21 protein-coding genes, 1 tRNA gene and 1 pseudogene are annotated in these 22,844 nt (G+C 69.0%); 6 read left to right on the top strand and 17 right to left on the bottom strand.

Translation table 11 applies throughout. The features are described 5' to 3' along the window. Nucleotides 1–103: 103 nt before the first annotated feature. Entirely contained in the window at nucleotides 104–265 is a 162-nt protein-coding gene (locus ACFYWX_RS07885) for a hypothetical protein (RefSeq protein WP_389423098.1), read from the bottom strand. 81 nt (nucleotides 266–346) lie between these two features. Between ACFYWX_RS07885 and ACFYWX_RS07880 the strand changes: the two genes are divergently transcribed. Further along, nucleotides 347–766 carry a hypothetical protein gene (locus ACFYWX_RS07880; protein WP_389423097.1) on the top strand — a complete coding sequence of 140 codons (420 nt, stop codon included), beginning with the start codon at nucleotides 347–349 and terminating at the stop codon, nucleotides 764–766. Between the two features lie 396 nt (nucleotides 767–1,162). On the opposite strand, the gene ACFYWX_RS07875 is transcribed toward ACFYWX_RS07880, so the two are convergent. Beyond that, nucleotides 1,163–2,029: a helix-turn-helix transcriptional regulator gene (locus ACFYWX_RS07875; RefSeq protein WP_389423096.1), complete on the bottom strand. Its 867-nt coding sequence runs from the start codon at nucleotides 2,027–2,029 to the stop codon at nucleotides 1,163–1,165. Nucleotides 2,030–2,143: 114 nt separating this feature from the next. Between ACFYWX_RS07875 and ACFYWX_RS07870 the strand changes: the two genes are divergently transcribed. Beyond that, the gene (locus ACFYWX_RS07870; protein WP_389423095.1) at nucleotides 2,144–2,842 is read left to right on the top strand and encodes an SDR family NAD(P)-dependent oxidoreductase; all 699 of its coding nucleotides are present in this window, start codon (nucleotides 2,144–2,146) and stop codon (nucleotides 2,840–2,842) included. A gap of 262 nt (nucleotides 2,843–3,104) precedes the next feature. On the opposite strand, the gene ACFYWX_RS07865 is transcribed toward ACFYWX_RS07870, so the two are convergent. The 7 genes from ACFYWX_RS07865 to ACFYWX_RS07835 all read right to left on the bottom strand — a co-directional run bounded on the left by ACFYWX_RS07865 (nucleotide 3,105) and on the right by ACFYWX_RS07835 (nucleotide 12,671). Next, entirely contained in the window at nucleotides 3,105–3,854 is a 750-nt protein-coding gene (locus ACFYWX_RS07865; protein ID WP_389423094.1) for a pectate lyase, read from the bottom strand. Between the two features lie 443 nt (nucleotides 3,855–4,297). After that, nucleotides 4,298–5,275 carry a polysaccharide deacetylase family protein gene (locus ACFYWX_RS07860; protein WP_389423093.1) on the bottom strand — a complete coding sequence of 326 codons (978 nt, stop codon included), beginning with the start codon at nucleotides 5,273–5,275 and terminating at the stop codon, nucleotides 4,298–4,300. Nucleotides 5,276–5,309: 34 nt separating this feature from the next. Then, on the bottom strand, nucleotides 5,310–6,290 hold the full coding sequence (locus ACFYWX_RS07855; protein ID WP_389423092.1) for a glycoside hydrolase family 11 protein: 981 nt from the start codon (nucleotides 6,288–6,290) through the stop codon (nucleotides 5,310–5,312). A gap of 272 nt (nucleotides 6,291–6,562) precedes the next feature. Continuing rightward, nucleotides 6,563–7,984 carry a Cys-Gln thioester bond-forming surface protein gene (locus ACFYWX_RS07850; protein WP_389423091.1) on the bottom strand — a complete coding sequence of 474 codons (1,422 nt, stop codon included), beginning with the start codon at nucleotides 7,982–7,984 and terminating at the stop codon, nucleotides 6,563–6,565. A 270-nt stretch (nucleotides 7,985–8,254) separates the two neighbouring features. Next, nucleotides 8,255–8,722, bottom strand: a complete 468-nt coding sequence (locus ACFYWX_RS07845; protein WP_389423090.1) for a single-stranded DNA-binding protein — start codon at nucleotides 8,720–8,722, stop codon at nucleotides 8,255–8,257. A gap of 205 nt (nucleotides 8,723–8,927) precedes the next feature. Next, nucleotides 8,928–11,060: a GTPase gene (locus ACFYWX_RS07840; protein ID WP_389423089.1), complete on the bottom strand. Its 2,133-nt coding sequence runs from the start codon at nucleotides 11,058–11,060 to the stop codon at nucleotides 8,928–8,930. A gap of 3 nt (nucleotides 11,061–11,063) precedes the next feature. After that, nucleotides 11,064–12,671 carry a dynamin family protein gene (locus tag ACFYWX_RS07835; protein WP_389423088.1) on the bottom strand — a complete coding sequence of 536 codons (1,608 nt, stop codon included), beginning with the start codon at nucleotides 12,669–12,671 and terminating at the stop codon, nucleotides 11,064–11,066. Between the two features lie 359 nt (nucleotides 12,672–13,030). Here ACFYWX_RS07835 and ACFYWX_RS07830 point away from each other — a divergent pair. Next, nucleotides 13,031–13,103 (top strand) — tRNA-Arg (locus tag ACFYWX_RS07830). Nucleotides 13,104–13,648: 545 nt separating this feature from the next. Here the strand turns inward: ACFYWX_RS07830 and ACFYWX_RS07825 are convergent. Beyond that, complete coding sequence (locus ACFYWX_RS07825; RefSeq protein WP_389423087.1) at nucleotides 13,649–15,739, bottom strand: hypothetical protein; 2,091 nt, start codon at nucleotides 15,737–15,739, stop codon at nucleotides 13,649–13,651. A 173-nt stretch (nucleotides 15,740–15,912) separates the two neighbouring features. Here ACFYWX_RS07825 and ACFYWX_RS07820 point away from each other — a divergent pair. Together ACFYWX_RS07820 and ACFYWX_RS07815 are read left to right on the top strand one after the other, a co-directional pair. Continuing rightward, a pseudogene (locus ACFYWX_RS07820) lies at nucleotides 15,913–16,331 on the top strand (hypothetical protein). Nucleotides 16,332–17,127: 796 nt separating this feature from the next. Then, nucleotides 17,128–18,165 carry an alpha/beta fold hydrolase gene (locus ACFYWX_RS07815; protein ID WP_389423086.1) on the top strand — a complete coding sequence of 346 codons (1,038 nt, stop codon included), beginning with the start codon at nucleotides 17,128–17,130 and terminating at the stop codon, nucleotides 18,163–18,165. A gap of 157 nt (nucleotides 18,166–18,322) precedes the next feature. On the opposite strand, the gene ACFYWX_RS07810 is transcribed toward ACFYWX_RS07815, so the two are convergent. From ACFYWX_RS07810 to ACFYWX_RS07795, 4 genes are all read right to left on the bottom strand, one after another. Next, nucleotides 18,323–18,607: a hypothetical protein gene (locus ACFYWX_RS07810; protein WP_389423085.1), complete on the bottom strand. Its 285-nt coding sequence runs from the start codon at nucleotides 18,605–18,607 to the stop codon at nucleotides 18,323–18,325. A gap of 136 nt (nucleotides 18,608–18,743) precedes the next feature. After that, nucleotides 18,744–19,010, bottom strand: coding sequence for a hypothetical protein (locus ACFYWX_RS07805; RefSeq protein WP_389423084.1), 267 nt, complete (start codon nucleotides 19,008–19,010; stop codon nucleotides 18,744–18,746). 156 nt (nucleotides 19,011–19,166) lie between these two features. Next, nucleotides 19,167–19,571, bottom strand: coding sequence for a hypothetical protein (locus tag ACFYWX_RS07800; RefSeq protein WP_389423083.1), 405 nt, complete (start codon nucleotides 19,569–19,571; stop codon nucleotides 19,167–19,169). A 142-nt stretch (nucleotides 19,572–19,713) separates the two neighbouring features. Next, nucleotides 19,714–19,986 carry a hypothetical protein gene (locus tag ACFYWX_RS07795; RefSeq protein WP_389423082.1) on the bottom strand — a complete coding sequence of 91 codons (273 nt, stop codon included), beginning with the start codon at nucleotides 19,984–19,986 and terminating at the stop codon, nucleotides 19,714–19,716. A gap of 276 nt (nucleotides 19,987–20,262) precedes the next feature. Here ACFYWX_RS07795 and ACFYWX_RS07790 point away from each other — a divergent pair, with 276 nt between their 5' ends. Continuing rightward, nucleotides 20,263–20,559: a chaplin gene (locus ACFYWX_RS07790; RefSeq protein WP_389423081.1), complete on the top strand. Its 297-nt coding sequence runs from the start codon at nucleotides 20,263–20,265 to the stop codon at nucleotides 20,557–20,559. Between the two features lie 97 nt (nucleotides 20,560–20,656). Here ACFYWX_RS07790 and ACFYWX_RS07785 read toward each other — a convergent pair whose 3' ends face one another. The 3 genes from ACFYWX_RS07785 to ACFYWX_RS07775 all read right to left on the bottom strand — a co-directional run bounded on the left by ACFYWX_RS07785 (nucleotide 20,657) and on the right by ACFYWX_RS07775 (nucleotide 22,604). Continuing rightward, on the bottom strand, nucleotides 20,657–21,523 hold the full coding sequence (locus ACFYWX_RS07785) for a tyrosinase family protein (protein WP_389423080.1): 867 nt from the start codon (nucleotides 21,521–21,523) through the stop codon (nucleotides 20,657–20,659). Next, nucleotides 21,507–22,013 carry a tyrosinase family oxidase copper chaperone gene (locus ACFYWX_RS07780; protein ID WP_389423079.1) on the bottom strand — a complete coding sequence of 169 codons (507 nt, stop codon included), beginning with the start codon at nucleotides 22,011–22,013 and terminating at the stop codon, nucleotides 21,507–21,509. Before ACFYWX_RS07780 ends, ACFYWX_RS07785 begins: the two co-directional genes overlap by 17 nt. 321 nt (nucleotides 22,014–22,334) lie before the next feature. Next, on the bottom strand, nucleotides 22,335–22,604 hold the full coding sequence (locus ACFYWX_RS07775; protein ID WP_389423078.1) for a hypothetical protein: 270 nt from the start codon (nucleotides 22,602–22,604) through the stop codon (nucleotides 22,335–22,337). Nucleotides 22,605–22,844 lie beyond the last annotated feature (240 nt).

Genomic DNA, 22,844 nt, shown 5'->3' with positions numbered 1-22,844 from the left:
ATGCCGTGGGCTTCTGTCGTCGTCGGTCGGCGTCGGCTGATCTCGGACAGCCCAGGGACGGCCCAGCGGCTACCACTAGACCACCCTGCCCTTGCCGAGCGAGTCACCCACAAATCTGAATACCCGGCTCAGCCGCTCCTCCGCCTCCGCCGGCGGTTCCGGGATGGGGGCCGCCAGCAGCGATGTGCTCACCCAACAGCCACAGCACCTCGTACAGGTCCTCGGCGCTGGCGCGGTCCACGCGCAGAACAATGTCATCGGTCATGGCGGCAAGCTACTGAAGCTGATCGGGCGATGTCGGGTGATTGCATGACAGGTGAGGGATGGGTCCGGTAGATGTGTGTGCGTGAATGACTCCACGCCCGAGGACGGCGAGCCCACCTCCTTCGCCGAGAAGACGAAGAACTGGTACGAGAGGCACAAGCCGAAGATCCGCATCGTCGGCGCCGTGACTCTGGCCGTGGGCTTGGCCGTGGTTGCCCATCTCGCCACGAGGCAGGCCGGCGAGAGGTACGACGCCGAGGACATCGGGGATTCCGAGCCGGTCTCCGGCCGTGAAGCCACGGACGAGCCTCGTCGGTCCTCCCTTGACCCTGACCGTGACCCCTTCCTGCGGAGGCTCCCCGCCGGTCAGCAGGCCAGCGAGGCGGCCAAGGCGAGGTACAAGGAACTGACGGGCAACGACCTCCCTCCCGGTTACACCTTGGTTCGCCGGTGGTTCTACCTGAGCCCGGACGACGAAGACCCCGGCGAAGCCGCAGCCTGAGCGTCTGTGGGAAGGGCACCGCGGCCTGTCGCTCAGCCGAACGCCCCGACATCACCCAATCAAGTTCAGTAGCCGACTAGCCACGGCCTGCGGCCAAGTGCTTAGAAGATGCGGGCAGGCCCTGGTGTGCCGACAGGACCGCCCTACACCGTCGCCGTATCGAGCCGCTGAGCGCTGCTGCCGTCTGCCGTCGTTGCCGTCAGCGCTGCCGTCGGCTACGACCTCGACCCTCACTTCGTACCGGGTCGGGGTGTCGTGTGCATCACCTCCCGGGCCACAGGGCCTGGCAGGTTTCGTCGACCACCGCCGCCCAGTGGTGGCCCTCGCCCAGAGGTCGGTAGCGTGATGCGGCGCTCGCCACGCACAGGCGGCCGGTCGATCGACACGTAGGTCGGATCAGTTGTGTGTGGTGGCCGGTGGGCCGGCGATGGCGGTGAGCCGAAGCTTGGTCTCGTCCTCACTGCCGGGCACAGTGGTCATGATGACGATCTTGAATTCGGAGTCGCCGTCGGTCAGGACGTCGCAGTCCACCTTGACCGGGCCGACCGACGGGTGGTCGATGGTCTTGTGGTCTTCGCGGTGCGCGGCCACCTCTCCGGTCGTCCATAGCTCGGCGAACCTCCTGTTGCCCGCGTTCAGATCGCAGATCAGTGCGGCCAAGCGGCTGTCCCGGGGGAAGCGTCCGGTGGCACGGCGCAGGTCGGAGACAACGGCGGCGTCGGTGGCGTCGGGGTCCGCCTCGGTCACTGGCCACAGCGCGACGTGGGCGGGGTCGGCGTCCACCGGGAACCTTTCGCGGGCGAAGTTGCGCAGCCACGGCGCCGAGGCGGAAGGATCGCCCAGCAGGCCGGCCCATCCGCGGTTCCACCACACCAGTTGCCAGTCCGCCGCGAACACGGCAACCGCCACGTCCCCGAGGCGGGCGAGCACCCGTTGCAGGCCGGGCGGGAGATGGTCAGAGATCGTGCCGTCCACCGGCGGTACGAGCTGGGCCAGCCGGTACAGGTGGTCCCGCTCCGCGGTGGACAGTTGCAGGGCACGTGCCAGGGACGCCACCACCGACGCTGAGGGGGTCGTGGCCCGCCCCTGCTCCAGGCGCACGATGTAGTCGACCGATACCCCGGCCAGGTCAGCCAGTTCCTCGCGGCGCAGCCCGACCGTCCGGCGCCCGCGGGCCACCGGCAGCCCGGCGGCCGACGGGGGCAGCCGGTCCCGCCACGTGCGGATCGTCACGCCCAGTCCGGTTCCGGATGCCGCCGACATGACCTCCATCCTGCTGCATCCCGGGGCGTGCATGTGGGCGCGAGGGTGGTACTGGTCTTCCTACCGTCGAGGCGTCCCTGGTCCGGCTCCCTCGTCTGGATCAGCATCGAGTGCATGACGATCACCTTCATCACCGGAGCCAACAAGGGTCTCGGCCGCGAGACCGCCCGCCGCCTGATCGAGTGCGGCCACACCGTGCTCGTCGGAGCGCGCAACCGCGAGCAGGGCGAGGAGGCCGCCGCCGCGCTCGGCGCACGCTACGTCCCCATCGACGTGACCGACGACGCGTCCGTGGCCGCCGCGGCCGCGAACGTCGCCGAACACGAGGGCAGGATCGATGTCCTGATCAACAACGCCGGTGTCCACGGCCCCGTCGGCGATCCCAGCAACCTCACCGCCGCCGAAGCCCTCGCCGTCCTCGACGTCAACGTCATCGGCGTCGTCCGCACCACCACCGCGTTCTTGCCGCTGCTGCGCCGCTCGGACGACCCTGTGATCGTCAACGTCAGCAGCGGTATGGGCTCCCTCGCCTTCACCCACGACCCCGGCCGGCCCGAGTCGCACGTCGTCGCGCCGCTGTACACCTCCTCGAAGGCGGCGCTGACGATGTTGACCACGCAGTACGCCAAGGGACTCAAGGGCATCCGGGTCAACGCCGCCGACCCGGGCTACACCGCGACCGACCTCAACGGTCACAGCGGCCCCCAAACCGTCACCGAGGGCACGGACGCGATCGTCGCCCTCGCCACCGAGAAGCCCGGTGCCGGCACCGGCCGCTTCGTCTCCCGCCATGGCGAGATCGCCTGGTCCTGACACCGGCTGTGCCGGACCAGCCATGTCGGGCGAAGATCGCCGCCTGGAAGGACGAGCAGTGGCCCGCCATAAAAGGACGGCGGCGGACCTGGGCGCCCTGGCTCTGCTTCGAAGACGAAGCCGGTCAGGGGCAGAGGCCGCCCAAGGGCCGGACCTGGGGCCGGCGAGGCCACACGCCCGTCGTGCGGGTCACCGCCGCAGGCACCAAACGCGTCTCGAGATCCTGTTCAAGGGACGCATCCTTGGGGGCGGCACTACGCGTTCACCGGTAGGTGATGCCCGAGGTGCTGTAGCGACAGTGCGTGCCGTCCGGGCCGTCGCCGAGTTCGGATGGTTCCGCGCCCGTGTCGTTGCCCTGGAACCGCTCGCACACGGTGATGTCGCCGCCTGTCAGCGTCACACCCGAAATCGTGGCGGTGTCCCCGTAGTTGGCGTTGACGCCGACGAGGACCTTGCCCGGGCTCGTCGCCCGTACGTTGCTGATCACGACGTGGCGCGTGTACTGGGTGTCGCAGTTGCCGCACGAGCGGTAGAGCTTGCCGAAGTCGGAGACCTGGAAGTTCCTGATGGTCAGCGTGCCGGCGCCGTTGTGCTGGAAGACCTTGTCGTCGGCCTTGCGCGCACCGCCGCCCTCGACCAGGTACGTGGCCGCGGCGGACGTGCCCTTGAAGGTGGCCGCGTCCTCGCCGACGTCCTCCCACCACACGTTCCGCAGCGTGCAACTGCCCAGACAGTGCACGCCGTCGGCGGCCGGCGCGCCGAGGACGACGTTCTCCAGCACGGCACCGTCGGCGAGTTCGAACAGGGGGCCCTGATCCTCGCCCTGGCCGTCGGTGCCCAGGCTGCCGGAACCGCGGAAGCGTTTGAGACCGCCGTCGTAGGTGCCGGAGACCTCGATGGTCGCGGTCACCGCCCGATCGGCGGTGGCGGTGGGCCAGGCCCCGAGCGTGGTGCGGTGGGAGGCCGGGGAGGAGCCGGCCGAGGCAGTGGCCGTCTTCCCGGGCGATTTCACTGTCGACGCGGAGGGCGAAGGAGAAGACGCGGAGACCGAGGGGGACGCCGACGGGGAAGTGGACGGGCGGCTGGTGGACGCCGGAGGCGAGACGTGCGGTCCGGAGGCAACGGAGATCGACGTCCCGGCGGTCCGACCGGACCCGCCGCCCCACACCAGGACAGCGGCGGCGATCACGCTTCCGGTCAACGCGGCGGCCAGTACGCCGATCAGGGCGGGGCTGCGGTGGTGGGCCCTTCTGTGGCGCGACCGGCGCGCTGCTGCTCTTCTGCTCACGTCACGGCTTTCGTGCGAGGGGCTGGGCGACTCTCAGTCGCCACCCGGCGCAAAAAGGTTGCCGCCATGGCCTGAAATGGGTGAGAGCAGATCGTGTGCGGGGTGGCGCGGCGAGCAAAGGCGCCGCGCCACAAGCGCAGTGGCTCCTTCGGACGATGTCGGAGGTCTCAGGTCGCGCTGCAGGAGACCGTGGGCCAGGTCCAGTTGCCGTTGTGCTGGAGTGTGACACCCCAGTTGTTGCCGCTGCCGTTGGGCTTCGCGGTCAGCACCTGAGCACTGGGATACGCGGCGCTGATGTTCCAGGTGGAGAGGACCTTCGCCGGCGACGGCACGTTCATCGTCACGGTCCAGTTGCTGGCACCGGAGACCGAGACGTTGAGGTTGTACCGGTCGCTCCACTGCTGCCCCGCGGACAGGGTCGCGGTGCAAGTGCTTCCGCCCCCGCCCCCGCTCCCGCCGTCGGGAGCGACGGCGCGGCCGGTCTGCGAAGAGATCATTCCGGCGCACAGGTTGCGGGCCGCCAGCCCCTGCGCGATGCGCGGTATCGCGGCGAGCGTGTTGGCGGACCAGTCGTGCATGAGGATGGTCTGGCCGTTGGTGAGCCGTGCGGCGGCCTGCACGATCGCGTCCGTGCTCGCGCCGTTCCAGTCCTGCGAGTCGACGTCCCAGATGATCTGGGTCAGGCCGTACTTGGCCGCGACCGACTTCACCGTCGCGTCGGTCTCGCCGTACGGCGGGCGGAACAGTTTCGGCGTACCGCCGCCCGCGCCCGCGATGGCCTGTTGGGTGCGGGAGATCTCCGAGTCGATCTGCGCCTGGCTCTGCTGGGTCAGGTGCGGGTGGGTGTAGCTGTGGTTGCCCACCCACATGCCGGCGGTGACCTGGGCCCGGACCTGGGACGGGTTGGCGGCGGCGTACTGGCCCTGGTTGAACATCGTGGCCCGCAGCCCGTTCTGCTTGAGCGCGTTGAGCAGGGCCGACGTGTTGCCCGACGGGCCGTCGTCGAAGGTGAGCCCGACGTAGCCGTTGCAGGTGGCGGCCCGCGCCGGGGCGGTGTGGACGGTGAGGGTACTCGCGGCGGCCATCGCGACGACGGCCAGTCCCGTGAGCAGCGAGCGTAACGTGAGGTGCGGTGCGGTTCGCATACGGAGTGGTCCTCCAGCCTCAGGGATACGGGGGTCAGCTCGCGCTGCAGGAGACCGTGGGCCAGGTCCAGTTGCCGTTGTGCTGGAGTGTGACACCCCAGTTGTTGCCGCTGCCGTTGGGCTTCGCGGTCAGCACCTGAGCACTGGGATACGCGGCGCTGATGTTCCAGGTGGAGAGGACCTTCGCCGGCGACGGCACGTTCATCGTCACGGTCCAGTTGCTGGCACCGGAGACCGAGACGTTGAGGTTGTACCGGTCGCTCCACTGCTGCCCCGCGGACAGGGTCGCGGTGCAGCCGCTGCTGCCGCCTCCGCCGGTGCCGCCGCCCGAACCGGTGCCGCCCACCGTGATGTTGGAGTTGCCGCTGCTCTGGTATCCCTCGGTCGCGAGGATCATGTAGTACTTGAAGCTGCCGAGGGTCATGCCGGCGCGGGCCCAGGCGTCGAAGTGGTTGCCGGTGGTGATGGTTCCCCCCGTCCTCTTCGACTGCCGCACGCTCCAGTACTGGTCGAAGGTGCGAGTGCCCTCGACGGAGGGGGCGTTGTACCGCGTCGTCTTGTAGATGTCGTACGTACCGCCGTCGCTGGTGACGGTGCCCTTGTACGTTCCCGTGGGCCGGTAGGTGCCCCAGTTGTCGACGATGTAGTACTCCACCAGCGGGTTCGACGTCCACCCGTAGAGAGCCAGGTAGGCGTTGCCGGACGGGTTGAAGGTGCCCGAGTAGGTCACACTCCTGCGTCCGCCGGTGCTCCAGCCCTTGCCGGCGACGAAGTTTCCGGTGTTGCGCCATGAGGTGCCGTAGGTGCCACCGGAGCCCAGGTTCATGGAGACCGTCCCGGCGCTGTCCGTCCAGAACGAGTAGTAGTAGCCGTTGTTGGTGCCGGTCTGGTTCGTGGTGATGACCGTGTCGGCGTGGGCGGTCCCGGGCAGGGTCATCGCGGCCACGGCGACCAGCACCATCGTGCAGGCACTGCTGATGAGCAGCCTGAAACGGTGTGCGGGTGCGTTGTTCATGTGCGTGCTTCCTCCTCGTCCTCGTGAGGTCGATGGGGGCCAGGCAGCTGAACGTGCGGATGACGCGACAGTGTTGGTCTGCCCCTGCCAAGTGTCAACAGTTTCGACATGGATGGCGAAACGTTCGTCTCCACGCTTCGCCTACTCCAAAGCGGTGTTCGCGCTGGTCGTCGGCTCTCTCTGCCTGGTCACGCCGAGATTCGCCACGAACTCCCCTCGGCGGCCGGATCAGGATCCCAGTTCGATCATTCGAATGTTTCGAAGCTTTTCCGTCAGCTCTGGGGCGAGTCCTGCCTGCGGCGCAGCAGCACCAGGGCCGCCCCGCCGATCACGACCAACGCGATGGCAGTGCCCGCGATCAGCGGCGTCGCGCTGGAGCCGCCCGTGGCGGCGAGGTTGGTATCGGGGGCGGTGCCGCCCACCGTGGCGGGGCTGGGTTCACTCAGGGTCTGTGTGGTGATGGCCGTTGTGGCGGTCTGGGTCTTGCAGTCGAGGACGCCGGCGAAGCGTTGGGGGAAGCCGGCGGGGCCGTTGATGGTGAAGTCGTAGGCCTGGTCTTCCTGAAGGGGGATCGTCACCGTGCGGGTCTCGCCCGCCGGGATGCTGTGCTCGGTTCCCATCAGGTCGAAGGTGAACGGCTCGTCGCCCTGGTTGGTCGCGGTGATGTCGACGGCGCCCTTGGCGCAGTTCTTCGCCGCGGAGAGGGCCGGGATGGCGCCCGTCGTCGCCCAGGTCGCGCCGGCCGTGGCCGAGACCGTGGACTCGCTGGAGCCGGCCAGGATCTGGGTCTGGCTGCGGCTGTCGGAGGTGAGGGCCCGGCCGACCGGGACCGTGGTCGAGGCCTGGACGGTCAGGTCGGACGAGCCGGCCGCCGCCGCTTCGGCGGGCACGTCGAAGAAGAGTTGGCTGCCGTTGGTCGCGGAGGTGAGGGGCTTGCCGTCCTTGCCGACGATCCGTACGCCGCTGATGGCAGCGTCCGCCGGGGGCGTGACGGTGACGCCTTCGGCGTTGGTGTGCACCGTCACCGGGCCCAGCAGTTCGCCGGGGCGGCCGGAGACCGCGGGCGGGTCGAGGGTGAGTGAGGGCTTGGGTTCCGGCATGGCGCGGGCGCTCTTGAAGAGGTGGTCGGCCAGCTTCTCGGCCTCCGGGTCGGCCGCGTCCACGTCCGCGCCGTCCGAGTAGCGCCAGATGGCCACCTGGGTGCCGGCCGCCGCGTCCTGTTCGCTGAGGCCGCCGCTGATGCCCGCCTCTTCGGCGAGTGAGGCGAGGTCGTTCACCTGGGGGTAGGAGTGCTGAAGGATCCAACTGACCCTGCCGGCGTCCTTGTTGGTGCCCAGGGAGGTGCCGCTCCACGGTGTCTCGTGGTACTTGGCGTCCCGCTGCGTGGGGGTGTGGAGGTCGGCGCAGTACGTCTGGAGGGTGCCGCCGCCCTCGACGGACATCTCGAACAGCCCCGCCGAGACCTCCTGGTCCCCGCTGTCGCCGTGGATCACGGCGGTGCCGTACGTCTTCAGGCCGCCTATGGTGGCGGTCGCCCCGCCCTGGGTCTGCGCCGTCTCGTCAGCGGCGGCCGGGCCCGCGCCGGCCAGCACGCCGGCGGCGACGAGCCCGGACGCGAGCGTCACGGCGGCGAGGCGAGCCGCCCCTCGCCCGTGTACGGACAGCGCGGACAGCGCAGAGAACGAAGCAAACAACAGAATTCCCTTTCGCGCAGGACGCGTTGGCTTGGGCGTGGGGTCCCACCAGCAGAATCAGGAGCCTCAGGAGCCTCAAGTGCCCTGTCGGGCATCCTAGGGACGCGGCACTCCGTGACCTCCCGATGATCTCGTCCGATAACCGATCCGACTCGGAATCGTTATCCCCAAGATCGCCCGCGAGCAGGGCTTATCGACAAATCAACCGCCTTGTGACGTGCGCATTCATCGATAAGCCGCAGTTCGGTCAGCTCCGGGCAGTTTCTGACATCACGTCACTGCTGCGGCTTCTGGGGCTGGTTGGGCCGAGGCCTCGGAACCGCCGGGCGGGACTTCCCAGTTGGGCTCAGACTGTGCCGGCGTGGTCGTCGGCGTCTCCGGCCTGTTCACTCGTCGGAAGGCCGACGTGCCCCGGGTGAGGTCGTGGCCGATGGCCACCGCCTCGATGTCGGCCGAGGTCCAGTTCTGCCCCTCACGCACTTCCGTGCGCACCTTCAGCCTGCCCTGCACGATGACGGGATGGCCCACGTCCAGCGACGCCATCGCGTGCGTGGCGAGCTGCCGATTGGCCCACACCGTGAAGAAGTTGGTGTGCCCGTCGGTCCAGGTGTTCTTCTCCCGGTCCCAGTAGCGCGAGGTCACCGCCAGCCGGAACCTCGTCGACGGCCCCGCCGCCAGCTCCCGGTACACCGGTCGCGTCGCCACGTTGCCCACCGCGCAGACCATCGTCTCGTTCATCGCGAACCCTCCCCTGCCCGGACACTCGCAGGACCGGGCGGAAACGCGTACGGGCCCGTCCCGTACGGCTGCAGCCAGACTGCCTCCGCCGGGACGAGCCCGCTGAGCGCTGTGGACCACCGGCCGCCTGTGGACAACTCCACCACCCGAACGAGGGAGCCCCTCTCAACCTCCTTGTGGATCACCCACCCCCAGAGCCTCCGACTCACCTCCCCCCAGCCCGCGCCTCCACCCCCGTGACTTTCGCGTACTGCTCCCGCACCTCCCGGTACCGCAGCAGCTCCGCGGCCACCGGATCCAGTACCCGGGCCCTGCCGCAGCCTGCCGCCGCCTCCCTCAGGCGCCGCTCCGCATCCTGGCCGTAACGCCGTGCCGGGCCGCGGGCGGCCATCCGGCAGCTCCACTCGACGAGCGGTCCGCCGACGATGCCGGACACCATCAGCAGCACCGGCACGCCCAGGTTCGACGACATGACCCCGACGATCTGCCCGAGGAGCCACAGCCCGCCGACCACCTGGAGCAGCGTCATGGACGCCTGGGCCAGGACGGCCACCGGCCACCACCCGGGCCGCGGTGGACGCCCCGGCGGCAGTCCGGCCCGCGCCGACAGCTCGTCCAGCGCCTCGGACAGCCCCTGGGAGCCGCGTACGGCCGCCTCGCGCACCGCCTGGGCCCACGGCACCGGCAGCCCCACCGAGGCCCGGTCGGCCACCGTCCGTACCGCCTGCTCGACGCGCTGCCGCGCGGTCGCCTCCTCGTCGGTCCGGCCCCGCAGCGACAGCCGGCCCGTGGCGGGTTCGCGCAGGTCGGTGTACCAGCGCCACAGCCGCAGCCACGGCGTCCCGCACGCGCGGTTGGCGTTGCGCAGCCACGCCCGCTCGGCCGCCTCGCCCGCCGCGGTGGCGCCGACCGCGTCCGCGAGCCGCGCGGCGAACTCGTCCCGCGCCTCCTCGCTGAGCCCCGTACGCCGTCCGGTGACGTAGACGGGCCGCAGCCGCCACGCCGCGGCGTCCACGTCGGCCGAGAGCCGACGGACCGGAGCGCCTCGCTCCGTGACGAACTGGCCCAGTGCCTCACGGAGTTCGCCCAGGCCCTCCCCGGTGAGCGCGGAGAGCGCGAGCACGGTCGCGCCGGGTTCGCCGTACTCCCCGAGGGGGATCCCGTCCTCGTCGAGCAGCCGCCGCAGATCGTCGAGGACCAGGTCCGTGGCCTCCCCGGGCAGCCGGTCGGTCTGATTGAGGACGACGAACATGACCTCGGCGTGACCCGCCATGGGCCGCAGATAGCGTTCGTGGAGGATGGCGTCGGCGTACTTCTCCGGGTCGACCACCCAGATGACCGCGTCGACCAGCGCCAGGATGCGGTCCACCTGCTCGCGGTGCTGTACGGCCGCCGAGTCGTGGTCGGGCAGGTCGATCAGCACGAGCCCGCGCAGCTGCGCCTCCGCCTCGGGGCTCTGCACCGGGCGGCGGCGCAGGCGGCCCGGGATGCCGAGCCGGTCGATGAGGCTGGCCGCGCCGTCGCTCCAGCTGCACACGATGGGCGCCGCGGTCGTCGGCCGCCGTACGCCCGTCTCCGAGATCGTCACCCCGGCGAGCGCGTTGAAGAGCTGCGACTTGCCGCTGCCGGTCGCTCCCGCGATGGCGACCACGGTGTGCTGCCCGGAGAGCCTGCGCCGCGCGGCCGCCTCGTCCAGGACGCGGCCCGCCTCCGCGAGCGTCCTGCTGTCCAGGCGGGTCCGCGACAGGCCCACCAGCTCGCGCAGCGCGTCCAGCCGCGTCCGCAGGTATCCGTCGTACACGAGCGCCGCCGTCTCCTGCCGTCCGGCCACCCGTGGCTCCACGGCAGCCACCGCGGCCTGCTCCGCTCCGGCACCCTCGGTGACCCGCCGCGCGATCAGCCCGTCGTCCCAGGCGCCGGTGGAGTCCGTACGACCGACAGCGCCCTCGGGCCTGTCGGCGCCGTCGGCGTCCGCACGCTTCGCGGAACCGGCGGCCTCCGTGCGCTTCGTGGAACCCGTACGCCCCCAGAGCCTCTTCCGACGGGCACCGTCGCCGTCGCCCTTCACGCGCGCGTGGTCGCCCCTCTCGCGCTTCTGATTCGAATCGCCGCCCGAGGGCTCCCCGTCGGAGACGTCACGTTCTTCGGCCCGGCGGCTGTCATCGGCGGAATCCGTGGGATCAGCGGAATCCGTGGGATCAGCGGGATCAGCGGGATCAGTGGTGCTGATGGGGTCATCAGGTGTGCTGATGGGGTCAGTGTGTTCCGCGTTTTCCCCGTGATCGGTGTGGCCCGTGTGGTCCTGGTCGGCGTGGTCCTGGTCAGCGACGGCGGTCACCGGTCACCTCTCCTTCTGCAGTACGGACAGCGCGGCGATGAGTTCGGCCTGGGGCTCCGCGTGGACGTCGAGTCCGTCGAGCGGGGCAAGGCGGCGTTCGCGTTCGGCGTGGATCACCCGGTCCAGGTGCTCGCCGAGCAGCCGGCCGCCCCGGTCCCGCAGGCGCAGCGCGCCGTGCGCGCCGATCCGCTCGGCGAGCCCCTCGCCGGTGGACCGGGCCCGGCGGCCGCCCAGCAGCGCGGTGGCGACGAGCGCGGCGACCACCTCGGGGTCCGGCGCGACGCCGCGTTCGAGGTGGCGCACCTCGTCCTCGGCGTACTCCTCGAGCTCCCGCCGCCACCGTCGTACGGCCATCCCGATGCGGTGTTCGGCGCTCTCCTGCGACGGCCCGCGGTCCACCAGTCCCGGGGCGGTCGCCGCCGGTTCGCGGCGCCAGGCGTCGTCGACGCGCTCGTCGGCGGCGGTGACGGCGCACAGCAGGAGGGTGGCCAGGCTCTCCACGAGCGCGTCGAGGAGTTCGCCGGCGGTGCAGTCGAGGGGGAAGGCGCGCCAGCGCTTGAGGGCGTCACCGGCGAGCACGGCCCCGTTCTGCAACCGTGTCCTCACGCGCGCGTACTCGCCGTCGTACGCCGCGTCGACGGCGGCGGTGAGCCGAAGCGCGGCCGCGTACTGGGCGGCGGCGGCGCTGGCCAGCTCGGGCATGCGGGACCTGAGCGAGTTGAGGACGCCGTGGGCGGTACGGGCCATGGCGTGGTGGCGGGCCGTGGGGTCCTGGGCGTGGTGGACGAGCCAGCTGCGCAGGGACGCCACGGCGGTGGCCGGAAGCATCCCCGCGCCCCAGGCGGACTCGGGCAGCTCGGGCACGGTGAACCGCGGTACGTCGCCGAGTCCGGCCTTGGTGAGCAGGGCTCCGTACTGCCGGGAGACCTCGGAGACGACTTGGTGGGGCACCCGGTCGAGGACGGTCACGAGCGTGACGTCGTACTCCTTGGCGGTGCGCAGCAGATGCCAGGGCACGGCGTCGGCGTAGCGGGCGGCCGTGGTGACCATGATCCAGATGTCGGCGGCGCAGAGCAGTTCGGCGGCGAGGACGCGGTTGTCGGCGACGAGGGAGTCGACGTCGGGCGCGTCGAGGAGGACCAGGCCAGGAGGCAGGGTGTCGACGGTCTCGATCCGCATCACGCGCGTGGGGTCCTCCCCCGGGAGCAGCAGATCGTCCCTGGCATCCTGCTGGGGCACCCACACACGCGTGAGGTCGGGCAGGACGCGCATGCCGCTGAACCAGTGCTGGTCCTCCGGGTGGCAGACCAGTACCGGGGTCCGTGTCGTGGGCCGCAACACGCCCGCCTCGCTGACGCGTCGCCCGACGAGTGAGTTGACGAGCGTCGACTTGCCGGCGCCGGTGGATCCGCCCACCACGGCCAGCAATGGCGCTTCGGGTTCCTTCAACCGGGGCACCAGGTAGTCGTCGAGCTGGGCGAGGAGTTCGTCGCGGTTGGCACGCGCGCGTGGGGCACCCGCCAAGGGCAGCGGGAAGCGTGCGGCGGCGACTCGGTCGCGCAGGGCGAAGAGTGCGTCGAGCAGCTGGGGCCGTACGTCCAAGGTCACCACATGCGAAGAATGCCCAATTTTAGGGGAATTCTGAAGCATATAGGCATGTCAGCGCGCCGACAGGAATTATGGGACAGGCCGGGGCACGGACCAGGAGGCGGATCAGGGGACAGAAGGGACGACTGGGGCAAGGGCACAGCGCAGGCATAACGAGTGCACAACACCCGAGGCGCGAGACCCCAAAAGCGATGCGCGATTCGTACCTGCCTGCGATTATCAGGACCGCTTCACCGAACCTCCACATCGAGCCACGGAGGGGAAGCAACAGGGACACGGATCCAAGAGCCCTATCCTTGTCCCCGGCAACGTCACGGATCGGCCCCCACACCCGGCCACCGTCGACGAGGCCACCACACCCGGCCCCCGTAGCTCAGTGGATAGAGCAGGCGCCTTCTAAGCGCTTGGCCGCAGGTTCGAGTCCTGCCGGGGGCGCAAGTCTCCGCCCTCCCCTTGGGGAGGGCTTTTTGCTGGTCAGAGCGGGTGACAGTGGGCACAGCTCAGCCCCGGACGCCCTCTTGATGATCAAGGGCAGGCTCCGGGGCTGTCCGGCTGTCACCGGGTTTGCACGGGTGGCCGTGTCGAATACGTGTCGAAGTTCTGGGCTGAGGGATCAACCGACGGACGGCCGCTCGGGAAGATCCGGCAGCTTCAAGCCGCCTCTTCAGGTCGGGCAACTGGCCCTCGACGCATCGAGCGTAAGTCGCCAGGAGCACGGCAACGCTGTTTCCGGCCCACTCGGCCACTTGGGCGGGCGGGATGCCGTCGTTGAGCCACTTCGTCAGTCTCGCGCTCCGCACGGCCTTTCAGGTACGGCTTCCAGGATTCAGCAACCGCTCCAGCTCATCACCGTCACCGGACGGCGCCGTCCCCGCCCGGCCGGCCCGGGACCCTCAACTGGCCGGCATGGTCTCGTTGATGCCCAAATCCTGAACTTCCCTCTGCCTACCGCCCACTGGAGTGGACGCGACCCTCAACAATCACTTGCGGATCTTTCCGCTACGGGTGGCACTTGGTGCTACCGCGACGTTTTCAATCGATGTGAAAGTACCTTGCATCGCGTTGTCGAAGTCTGCCGTCAGGGCAGGCACTGACAGTACGTTCCGCGAGAAGAGCGGTGCGTAAGCGGCCTGGAGAAACCTCAACCACGCATCTCTGCTCGCTTCGATCGCTTGTCTGGTGGGGAGGTACGCGATGTTCTTAGTGGTGGTGGAGGTAAGGACGTCCGCGAACGATACCTTGCCATTTGTGTCGAACAGGTGCTTGAGGATCTTGGTCCTCAAGGCTGCCACGTCGAGCAGCCCCAACACCTGCCTGCGGGCGTTCTCCTGTGCAGCGCTGTTTGGAGCCACCGCCCCGCTTGCGTAGGTGCTCACCAATGCGTCCAGCTTCCTGAAGCGGCCGGCTTCACCGCTGCCATTGGCCCGGTCCTGACCGGCGGGGGCGGCTCCGGTGGCCACTGAGCTCGCGTTGTAGAGCATGACGTACCCCTGAAGCAGTGCGCTCACCAGTTCCGACCATTCGTGGGCCCGCAGATTCAGGCCTGCCTGTGCGGCGTGTACACCCAGGCTGCTGACCTGGGTGTACAGCGTTTGCCAGTCCCGGACGAATTGAGATGTGGGATCCCTGAGGGGAAGGCGGTTCTGTATCGCGGGGAGGCCCGACTGCGCCCAGGTCACAGCGGCGTCGACTTGCTGTCCGGCCTGTGCTTCTGTCGCCCTCTTGACCAGCTCCCAGGATGCGAAGTGCGACTGCTGTGGATCCCATTGAGCTTGGGGCCGTTGCTCGGAGCTCATCAGGACGCGACCGACCATGAAATCGTGCGCCGGTCCCGCGGTGACAGCAGCCGCATCCGTCATGTTTCGGGGGCTGACGAAGGCATCCACCCCGAACCCCGCGTCAAGCTTGCCGGGCGCGAGTTTGTAGGAGACTGTGCCGCCGAGGACGGTGGCTTGGCTGGGGTGTACGACAGTGCCCCCAAGATTCGGTACCTGGAATGAGCCGGCCGGATGGGCATGGAATTCGTATTGCTTTTCTTCGCTGGTGATGGTTACGCCGTGCTCTGCTCTCAGGCGAGCGGCTGTCTGGGGGAAGGCGGTGTGCAGGGTCACCCAGAAATGGTGATTGGCGGCAGTGAGGTTGGCCGCACTCAGGCTGGGCCTCAGTTGGTAGTCCTGCAGCTTTGCCACGGCCAGCCTTGCGGCGGCTCGGTCGAACGTTCCTGCCCCGGCGCTCTCCTGGGCCCGGAGCGTCATCATGGCCCACGGCTCACCGCGCGTCACCGCTTTCCCAGCCGCGTACGTGGTCATCGGGCTCAGCCCATACGCCATCACGTAAGCGCTGAGCAGCCCTGAGAGCGCGGGCTGCCACAAGTGCAGCGGCCGGGCGTTCAGCGTGACGTCGGCGATGCGATTTTGGGCGTCGGTCAGCGCATGCGCGTACGCCAACTCGGCGCCGCCAAGTGCAGCGAGCTCCGTGAGGCGATTCTGGATATACGTCACGACATCGCGAGCTTCCCGCCCTTCGAAACGGGCGAGCGCTTCCCGAGTGAGGGTCCACGCCGTGGTGTGCGACTTCTGACCGTCCGCCCCGTACCGGGTGGGCCCGCGTACCTCGCTGACCTGCACGCTGCGTATGGCCACCTGGTCGTGGCGGTAGTGACGATTTCCCGTCGTGGGGGCGGTGCCCCTCGGCGCGATAGCGACATAGCCAAGGAACGGGGTGGTCGGGGGTGGATGGTTCGTCCATGTCTCGTCCGTGCGGGTCGGGTCGGGGTCAAGTCCCTGCGCACCTCGGTAGCGCTGCACAGAGGGGTGAGCAGACGCCACCTGCCGCTCGGGGGAGAGCCCCTCATGGCCGCAGGTCGCGCCGCACGGATGACCCTGCCGGCCGAGGAGTTGAACTGCCGCCTGGTTGCCGGTGCTGCGCTGCAGAGCCAGCACCATCCGCGTCATCCGCAGGGTTTCCATGCCGGTGGTTCGGGTCGCCTCACCCTGGGGCGCCTGCCGGCCACCGGGGAACTGCAGCCCCGCCGCAGGCCTCTTCTGTGGCTCTCGGATGTGGTCGCGCACTCAGCCTCTTCCCAGCCACACAAGCCTGTTCGCATGTTTGACGATGGATACATGTACCTCGCCGGTGACGGAACGGCTGATGATCACACGGGCACGACCGAGGGCAGACTCGTCGACCCAGGAGGTGACTCCAGGGGCAAGCCGCCACGACACCGCTCTGGTGGAGATCACGGATCTGCCAGGAGTACGGGGTGGGCGAGAACGTGGCCCGCCGGGCTCAGGAGCTGCTGATTTTCCCAGGGCGTGCTGGAGGGCCGGGCCGGTTCGGGCACGTACGTCGCCGAGCCCCGGCAGCGAGTGCGGGTGGTCCGGTCGTCCGCGCGCGAGCACCCGACGGGTCGCCGTTCCGAGCGGACATGAAGGCCGTGGGCAGGAGCGGGAATTGGGAGACTTCGCCGGCGCCGGCACCTTGGCGTCGGTCCAGGCGACCGCCGAGGAGGCGTCGCTTCTCGGCATCCAGAAGGCCGCGCTCGTCAGGCACATCCGGCGGACGTACTACTGCGACCAGGGACGGCCCGTGGAGACCGCCGACATCGTGGTGCCCGCCGCTCACTGCGAGATCGTTTACGAGATCCCGATCAACCGTCAGTAGCGGCCCGTCTGCGCCGCCTGGCCCAACGACGGCAGGACACCAGAACGGCACCCGGCCCAACTGCGTTGGCATTCGGGTGGATTCCGTCAACGGTTGTCGAGTCGTCCAGGGACGGCAGGACCCGCCCGCACTGCCTGTCGAATCCGTGCCGAAGGCAGGTCGACGAGACGCCGAACGGGAGAAGAGATGCAGGCCGGCAGGGGTGTGCCACTCGACACGCAAGGCGGCCTTCTAAGCACTTGGCCGCAGGTTCGAGTCCTGCCGGGGGCGCCCACATTCCGCTCTCCCTCCTGGGAGGGCGTATTCACCGGTGGACGCTACAGCGCGTCGGCCGTCGGCCCAGTCCGTCGCAAAGAGCCGGGTCCGGGATCTTGGCTGCGGGTGCTCGGGCGAGCAGGCGGCGTCCGGAGCGGGCCAGGGCGTGACGTCCGGCACGTATCGGCAACCGGCCGCCCGAACGGTGCGCCGCGGCCAAGAGCAACTCCGGCAGCGGGGCCACGGGAGCGGTGTGTCGTTCGCCAACGGCGCGAAGAACGGCAAGAATCCGGCCCCAGCGCCGGAAGTCCCCGCACAGCGAAGGCTCCTCGTCGAGCACCTCGGACCCTCGCGCCACGAACAAACTCAACCGGCCCACAGTCTTTGCCCATTGCTCTGGCCGACTTCGAGCACAGCGAGGCGCTCTTCGGCCCGACCATCGGTAAAGAAACCGGCCGGCGGCTGCGTGCCGTCACGGCGACACATTTCAACCATGAAGCGATTTCATCAGAATCGCCCATAAATCAGTGGTTACATCCGAATGGTTAGGTTTCTGGTAACTGTGGAACGGTTCGACGTAGTTCCATCTGCCCCGGAGCCGTTCATGCGCACTGCCGTCGCCATCGCCCAGGACTCACCCAACGCGGGTTGCTGCGAGCCTGTTCCTCCAGCATCGGAGCAGGTGGAGGAGCGGAGCCTCGCTCTCGAGGGCTTCTCGTACGACTGCCGCATCGTCCATCAAAGCGCCCCGCAGACAGCCCCGTTGCTGCTGCTCGGAGGATCGTCCCAAGACAGATACTCATGGCAGCGACACGAGAAGTGGCTGGCACCATTGTGCACGTTGATCACCGTGGATCTTCCCGGTTACGGCACCTCGGACTTCCTGCCTGCCCGATACGGCATCGACTTCCTTGCCACCGCGGTCAAGCACATGCTGGTGGAGGCCGAAATCCCGCAAGTGAACCTCTTCGGCGGCTGCTTCGGCGAAGTCGTCGGCCTCCGCTTCGCGCAGCTCTGTCCCGAGTTCGTCAGTCGCGTCGTCTTCTGCGGCGCGGCGAAGCGTCTACCCGAGAGCTACGTCGACGCCGTACCGCGTCTGTCGCGCACGCTCGAGCGTGGCGAGATCGCGGAGGCCGCGACCGGACTCGTACAGTTGTTCATGTCGAACCCGGATGCCGGGCGGGTCCGCAAGCACGCGGCCGTGGCACGCCTCCTGCACCGGCAGTTCGTGAACCAGACGCCGGAAGAGATCAAGAAGGCGGTCGAGCACAACACGAGGCTGGTGACGCACGGCTGCTACCAGCCCCTGCCCCTCCCCGATGTGCCGTCCCTGGTGTTCACGGGAGAGTACGACACCTTGTGCACCCCCCAGATGGGCCGCGAGGTCGCCGCGACGATGCCCGGTGCCCGCTTCACGACCATCAAGGAGGCCGACCACCTGGTCACCGTGGAACGCATGCAGGAGGCCTCGGACCTGATCGGCCGGTTCTGCACCGACCGCCCCATCGACGACCTGCCGTACTGCAACCCCGTGGAGTCGCCGTTTTCCGACCCCGCGTATGCGACGGCGAGTCGATGAGAATCTGCCTCATCGGCTGAATCGGCCCCGGCTCGGGGCCGGGAGACATACGGAATGGCCGGGACCCGGTACCGGGTCCCGGCCATCCTCTCTGCGCAAGTGGACCTACGCGCGGGTGCCGATGCGAACAAGGCCCCTCGACTGCCTGGATGAGACGTCAGGAGTTCTTGGCGGGGACGGCGACACTGCTGACGCAGGTCGCCTGGCCGCGCGAGCTCGTGCAGTCCTGCGTCGAGTTGTTGAGGATGTGGACGGTTCCGTCCGTGTCGGTGGTGACCTTGTACTCAGTCTGCTGCACGCAGCGCACGCGCCCCTCGCCGTCCTCGACGCACTTGCCGGCGCCGTCAGCGGCAAAGCCCTGACCGGCTCCACCACCGATCAGAGCAAGGCTCCCCAGGACTCCAGCTGCCGCTGCCACTGCGATCTTCTTCGAGTTGAGCATCTACCTATTCCTTTACGGTCGACTCCCGTGACTGGCCGGCGGAGTCGCTCCGAAACGCTTGGACAGTCAGCCGACGGGCCTCGGGGCTCGGACACCTGGCGAGCCCCGAGGCCCGCCTAGATCACCTGATCCGTGGTCACTTACCGAGGGCGAAGTTCTGGGTGCAGTTCACAGAGTTGCGCTCGTCGACCGGCTGGTTGGACAGGCCGAGGATGGCGAGGCTGAGGTTGACGTCATCGATGTTGATGAGTCCCTGGTGAACCTCGCTCTGCTCACACGCCTGGTTCTGCTTGTTGTCGAGGTCGAGCTTCGGGTTCCCGTCCGCGTGGCCGACGCCGGCACCCAGGAAGCTGACGCTGCCGAGCATCGCCGCGACGACCGCGGCCTTCTGGTACTTGCGCATTACCTCTCCGATTCTTCATGGACACAATCCGTGATGGATTGGTCACTGACAGTCGCCAACTGTAGGTGGCGTTCAAGGTCGTTGTCGCCGCGAAACGCCCCAATAGCGTTGGTTTCTCGAAAAGGCGGTTTGCGGCCCCGCCGGACAGCCGTCCCGCTACGAGGAGAACGGGCTGCGCGGGCTCTCAGCGGTCGGCGCAGACGTCCGAGGCTCGCCGCCGACGAGGAAGCCGGCGATGCATGCGACCAACCTCTGTGAATCGGCACAGGCCTGCACCGATTCGTTGATGCCGTGGCTGTTTTCACCCTTGTCGGTGGCGGACTCGCCGGTGGCGGGCTTGTCGGTGGCGGACTCGCCGGTGGCGGGCTTGTCGGTGGCGGGCTTGCCGGAGGTGGACTCACTGTCGGTCACCTGCACGCAGCGCACATGGCCGCTGCCGTCACGGACGCACCCACCAGGATCGTCATCCCCGAAGGCCTGGACGGTGCCGACACCGGTCAGAGCAAAGCCTCCCAGGACTCCAGCCGCCACTGCCGCCACGATCTTCTTCGAACCGAGCATCTACCTTTTCCTTTGAGTCGGCCCCCCCGTGACTGGACGACGGAGTCGCCCCGAAACGCCTGGATCGGCAAACATGCCGAGACGACAGGCCCCGGGACTCGGATTCGAGTCCCGGGGCCTGTCGGAATCACTTACTCAGTGATCACTTGCCCAGCGCGAAGGCCTGGGAGCAGGCCACCGAGTTGACCTCGTTCACGGGCTGGTTCGACAGGCCGAGGATGGCACCCACGCTGGCGTTGACGTCGTCGACGTTGACGAGGCCCTGGTGCTCGAACGTCTGCGAGCACGCCTGGTTCTGCTCGTTGTCGAGGTCGAACTTGCCGCCCCCGTCCCCGGCGTGACCGACGCCGGCACCCAGGAAGCTGACGCTGCCGAGCATGGCCGCGACGACTGCGGCCTTCTGGTACTTGCGCATTACCTCTCCGTTTCTCAAGTTGACACAGCCCGTGACGGGCTGATCACTGGCAGTCACAACATATGTGACACCTTCGGCTTTCGCGAGGCGAAACGCCCGGGTATGTGACGCTTCCTGCAAACGTGACGCCTGTCGCTCTGCGCAGCTCGTCGCCGGGCCCGTTCAAAAGGGTGATCCGGGGTTGATCGTCGTGACCAGTCCGGGGCCGTCGCGTTGAACGGGCAGTGCGGTTGCGCATTCTGCTGCCGCACCTACCGAGTCAATAAGGAGAACGTGATGTCTCGCATCGCGAAGGTTGGCGCAGTCGCTCTCGGCACGGGCGCCGTGGTGCTCAGCGGGGCCGGTCTCGCCACGGCGGACGCCGGCGCCGAGGCTGCGGCGATCGGCTCGCCCGGCGTGCTGTCCGGCAACGTGGTCCAGGTTCCGATCCACGCGCCGATCAACGTGTGCGGAAACACCGTCACCGTGATCGGCGCCCTCAACCCGGCCGTCGGCAACGTCTGCAAGAACGGCGACGAGAAGAAGGACGACAAGAAGGACGACAAGAAGGCCATGCACCGTCACGGCCACTGACGTCCGTCGTTTTCACCCGAGAGCCCCGGCACCCTCGAGCGCCGGGGCTCTCCCCGTGAATCCGAGCGCCGGGCTCTCCCTGTGAATCGGCGTCACCTCAGGCGTACCGGTAGATCCGGCCGACGTCCTCCAGCTCGTCCGGCGCCTCGTCCCACGGCGGCAGCTTCTGGTGTCGTGCCACGATCCGGTCGTGCTGCTCATCCCCGGGGCCCGGCGGCGTCGCGGGGAGGTAGCGGGCCCCGTGATGCCGGTGCTGCCAGCGGTACCACTGCAGATCGATGAAGGCGTGGTGCAGCCAGAAGACGGGGTCGTTGACGGAGGCGCCGCTGAGCATGGCCCCGCCGACCCAGCGGTGCACCCGGTTGTGGTTGCGCCAGGATGTGCTGCCCCCGCCGGCGCCCCAGCCCTCCAGCTTGTTGCGGAAACCTCGCGTGACCGTCGAGTCCCAGGGCGCCACATCGTAGGTGGGGTCCTTCAGCGCCTGCTCCAGCTCGTCCTTCGTGGGCAGGTCGATCGGGTGACGGGGGTGGCCGAGGTCCCGGGTGAGGAACGCCTCGTCGGTCACGCCCACGTTGATGGTCCAGTTGCCCTCCCGATGGGCGAACGGACCGGTCATCACCTGGCGGTCGGATCGGCGCCCGTTGCCGCCGAGGAGATCCGCCGTCCAGGGGACGGAGGTGGTCGTGCGATCGCGTGTCCAGTCCCAGTACGGCAGGGTCACCGCCGAGTCCACCCGGCGTAGCGCACGCTCCAGATCGAGCAGGAACCGGCGGTGCCAGGGCAGGAAGGAGGGCGCCATGTGCGCGACGCGCAGCCCGCGCTCGCCGTCGGGGGAGAAGTACTCGAGGTGCGTCCGCACGAACGCGTCGTACTCGCCCCGCCGTTTGACCTCCAACAGCGCTTTGACGAACCGGCGTCTCTCGACCCGGGTGAGCGTGCCGGCGTCCTTACGCACGTACGCCATGCCGGTCCCCCCTGTGCAGGTGTCCCGTGCCCACCTGTTCCGGGGCCGGCTCGCGCAGCCGCCGGTCGGGGCCGAGTTCGTCGACGGCGGCGCGGGCGGCCTCGAGCGGTGTCCGGTACGAGCAGTAGTGGTCGACCATGCTCAGCCAGGTGCCGTCGGCACGGCGCATCAGATGCAGAGGGCGGCCGTCCACAGTGACGTGCCACCGGCCGTCCTCGGCTGCGTCACGCGCCGGGTCCCACACACCGCGGATGCGGTGGCCGCGGTAGGTCTCGTCGAAGACGGTGTCGCCCTGGGCCCTGCCTGGTCCGGCTGATCCGGGGCGCCACGGCCGAAAGGCGGCGACCACCGGGGCCAGGGCGGCGGTGAGCATCCAGCCGCGCAGACCGCGCGCCACATCCCGCCGTGTTCTGCCCACCGGTCGGGGCCGCGCCGGGCCCTGCGCTCCGTCCTCGGCACCCACCGGTACTCCCCCGATGCCAACAACCATGGTTCACCCCTCGTCCGGTTCGGTTGTCGGAGCCTTAACCGCCGAACGTCCCGCACGGTCACCGCCGAACATCCCGCACGGTCACCGCCGCGCGGCCAGGACGGTGATCCCCGGTGGGCCGTCCCGGTGACCAACAAGCGTGCGTTGGCCGGTCACAGACCGGGAGGCACGCTCAGGTCGGCCCTGGGCACGACGAACGCGCGGCCGCGGACCTGTCCATCAGCCGCGTGGGGAGCGGGCCCGCGTCACTGGCCGTGCATACGGAAAGTCGGCCCTCGAACTCCATTGAGGGCCGACTCCGTACGGCGCGTGACCTCAGTCCTACAGGTACAGATTGCCGTGCACCGGCTTGGCGTCGTTCACCACGGTCGCGGCCTCCTTCGCCGCGCGGACCAACGACTCCTTGTTCCCGAGCATGGCCGACTGGCTGAGCGGGAGCCTGGTGTTCACGGCGCCACTGAGGTCGGTGGCCGCCACGTCGGGGACGCTCTGGCCGGTGGGCGCCACGTCGGGGGCGGCGAACGCAGGCGTGGCGACACTGGCAGCGATCAGGGACCCGGCAAGGACGGCGGCAGCCTTCAGGGACTTCATCGTGTTCCTTTCTTCGACGACGCGGGTCGCCGGAGGGGGAGTCTGTCGCCGTGCCTAACGAGCTGTGGCCTGGGCGGAAACCGGAGGCACCGAAGATTGCGAGTCCTCATATGAGATCCCTGAAGGGATGGACGGGCACAACGAAAGTCGGGGGGGGGGGGGGGGGGGGGGGGGGGGGGGGCCGGCGGCGGGGGGGGGGGGGGGGGGGGGGGGGGGGGGGGGGGGGGGGGGGGGGGGGGG

The sequence above is a fragment of the Streptomyces sp. NPDC002888 genome, from assembly GCF_042888465.1.
Classification (GTDB): Bacteria; Actinomycetota; Actinomycetes; order Streptomycetales; family Streptomycetaceae; genus Streptomyces.
Note: the sequence above shows the minus strand (reverse complement) of the source record. Positions and strands in the feature narration are given on the sequence as shown.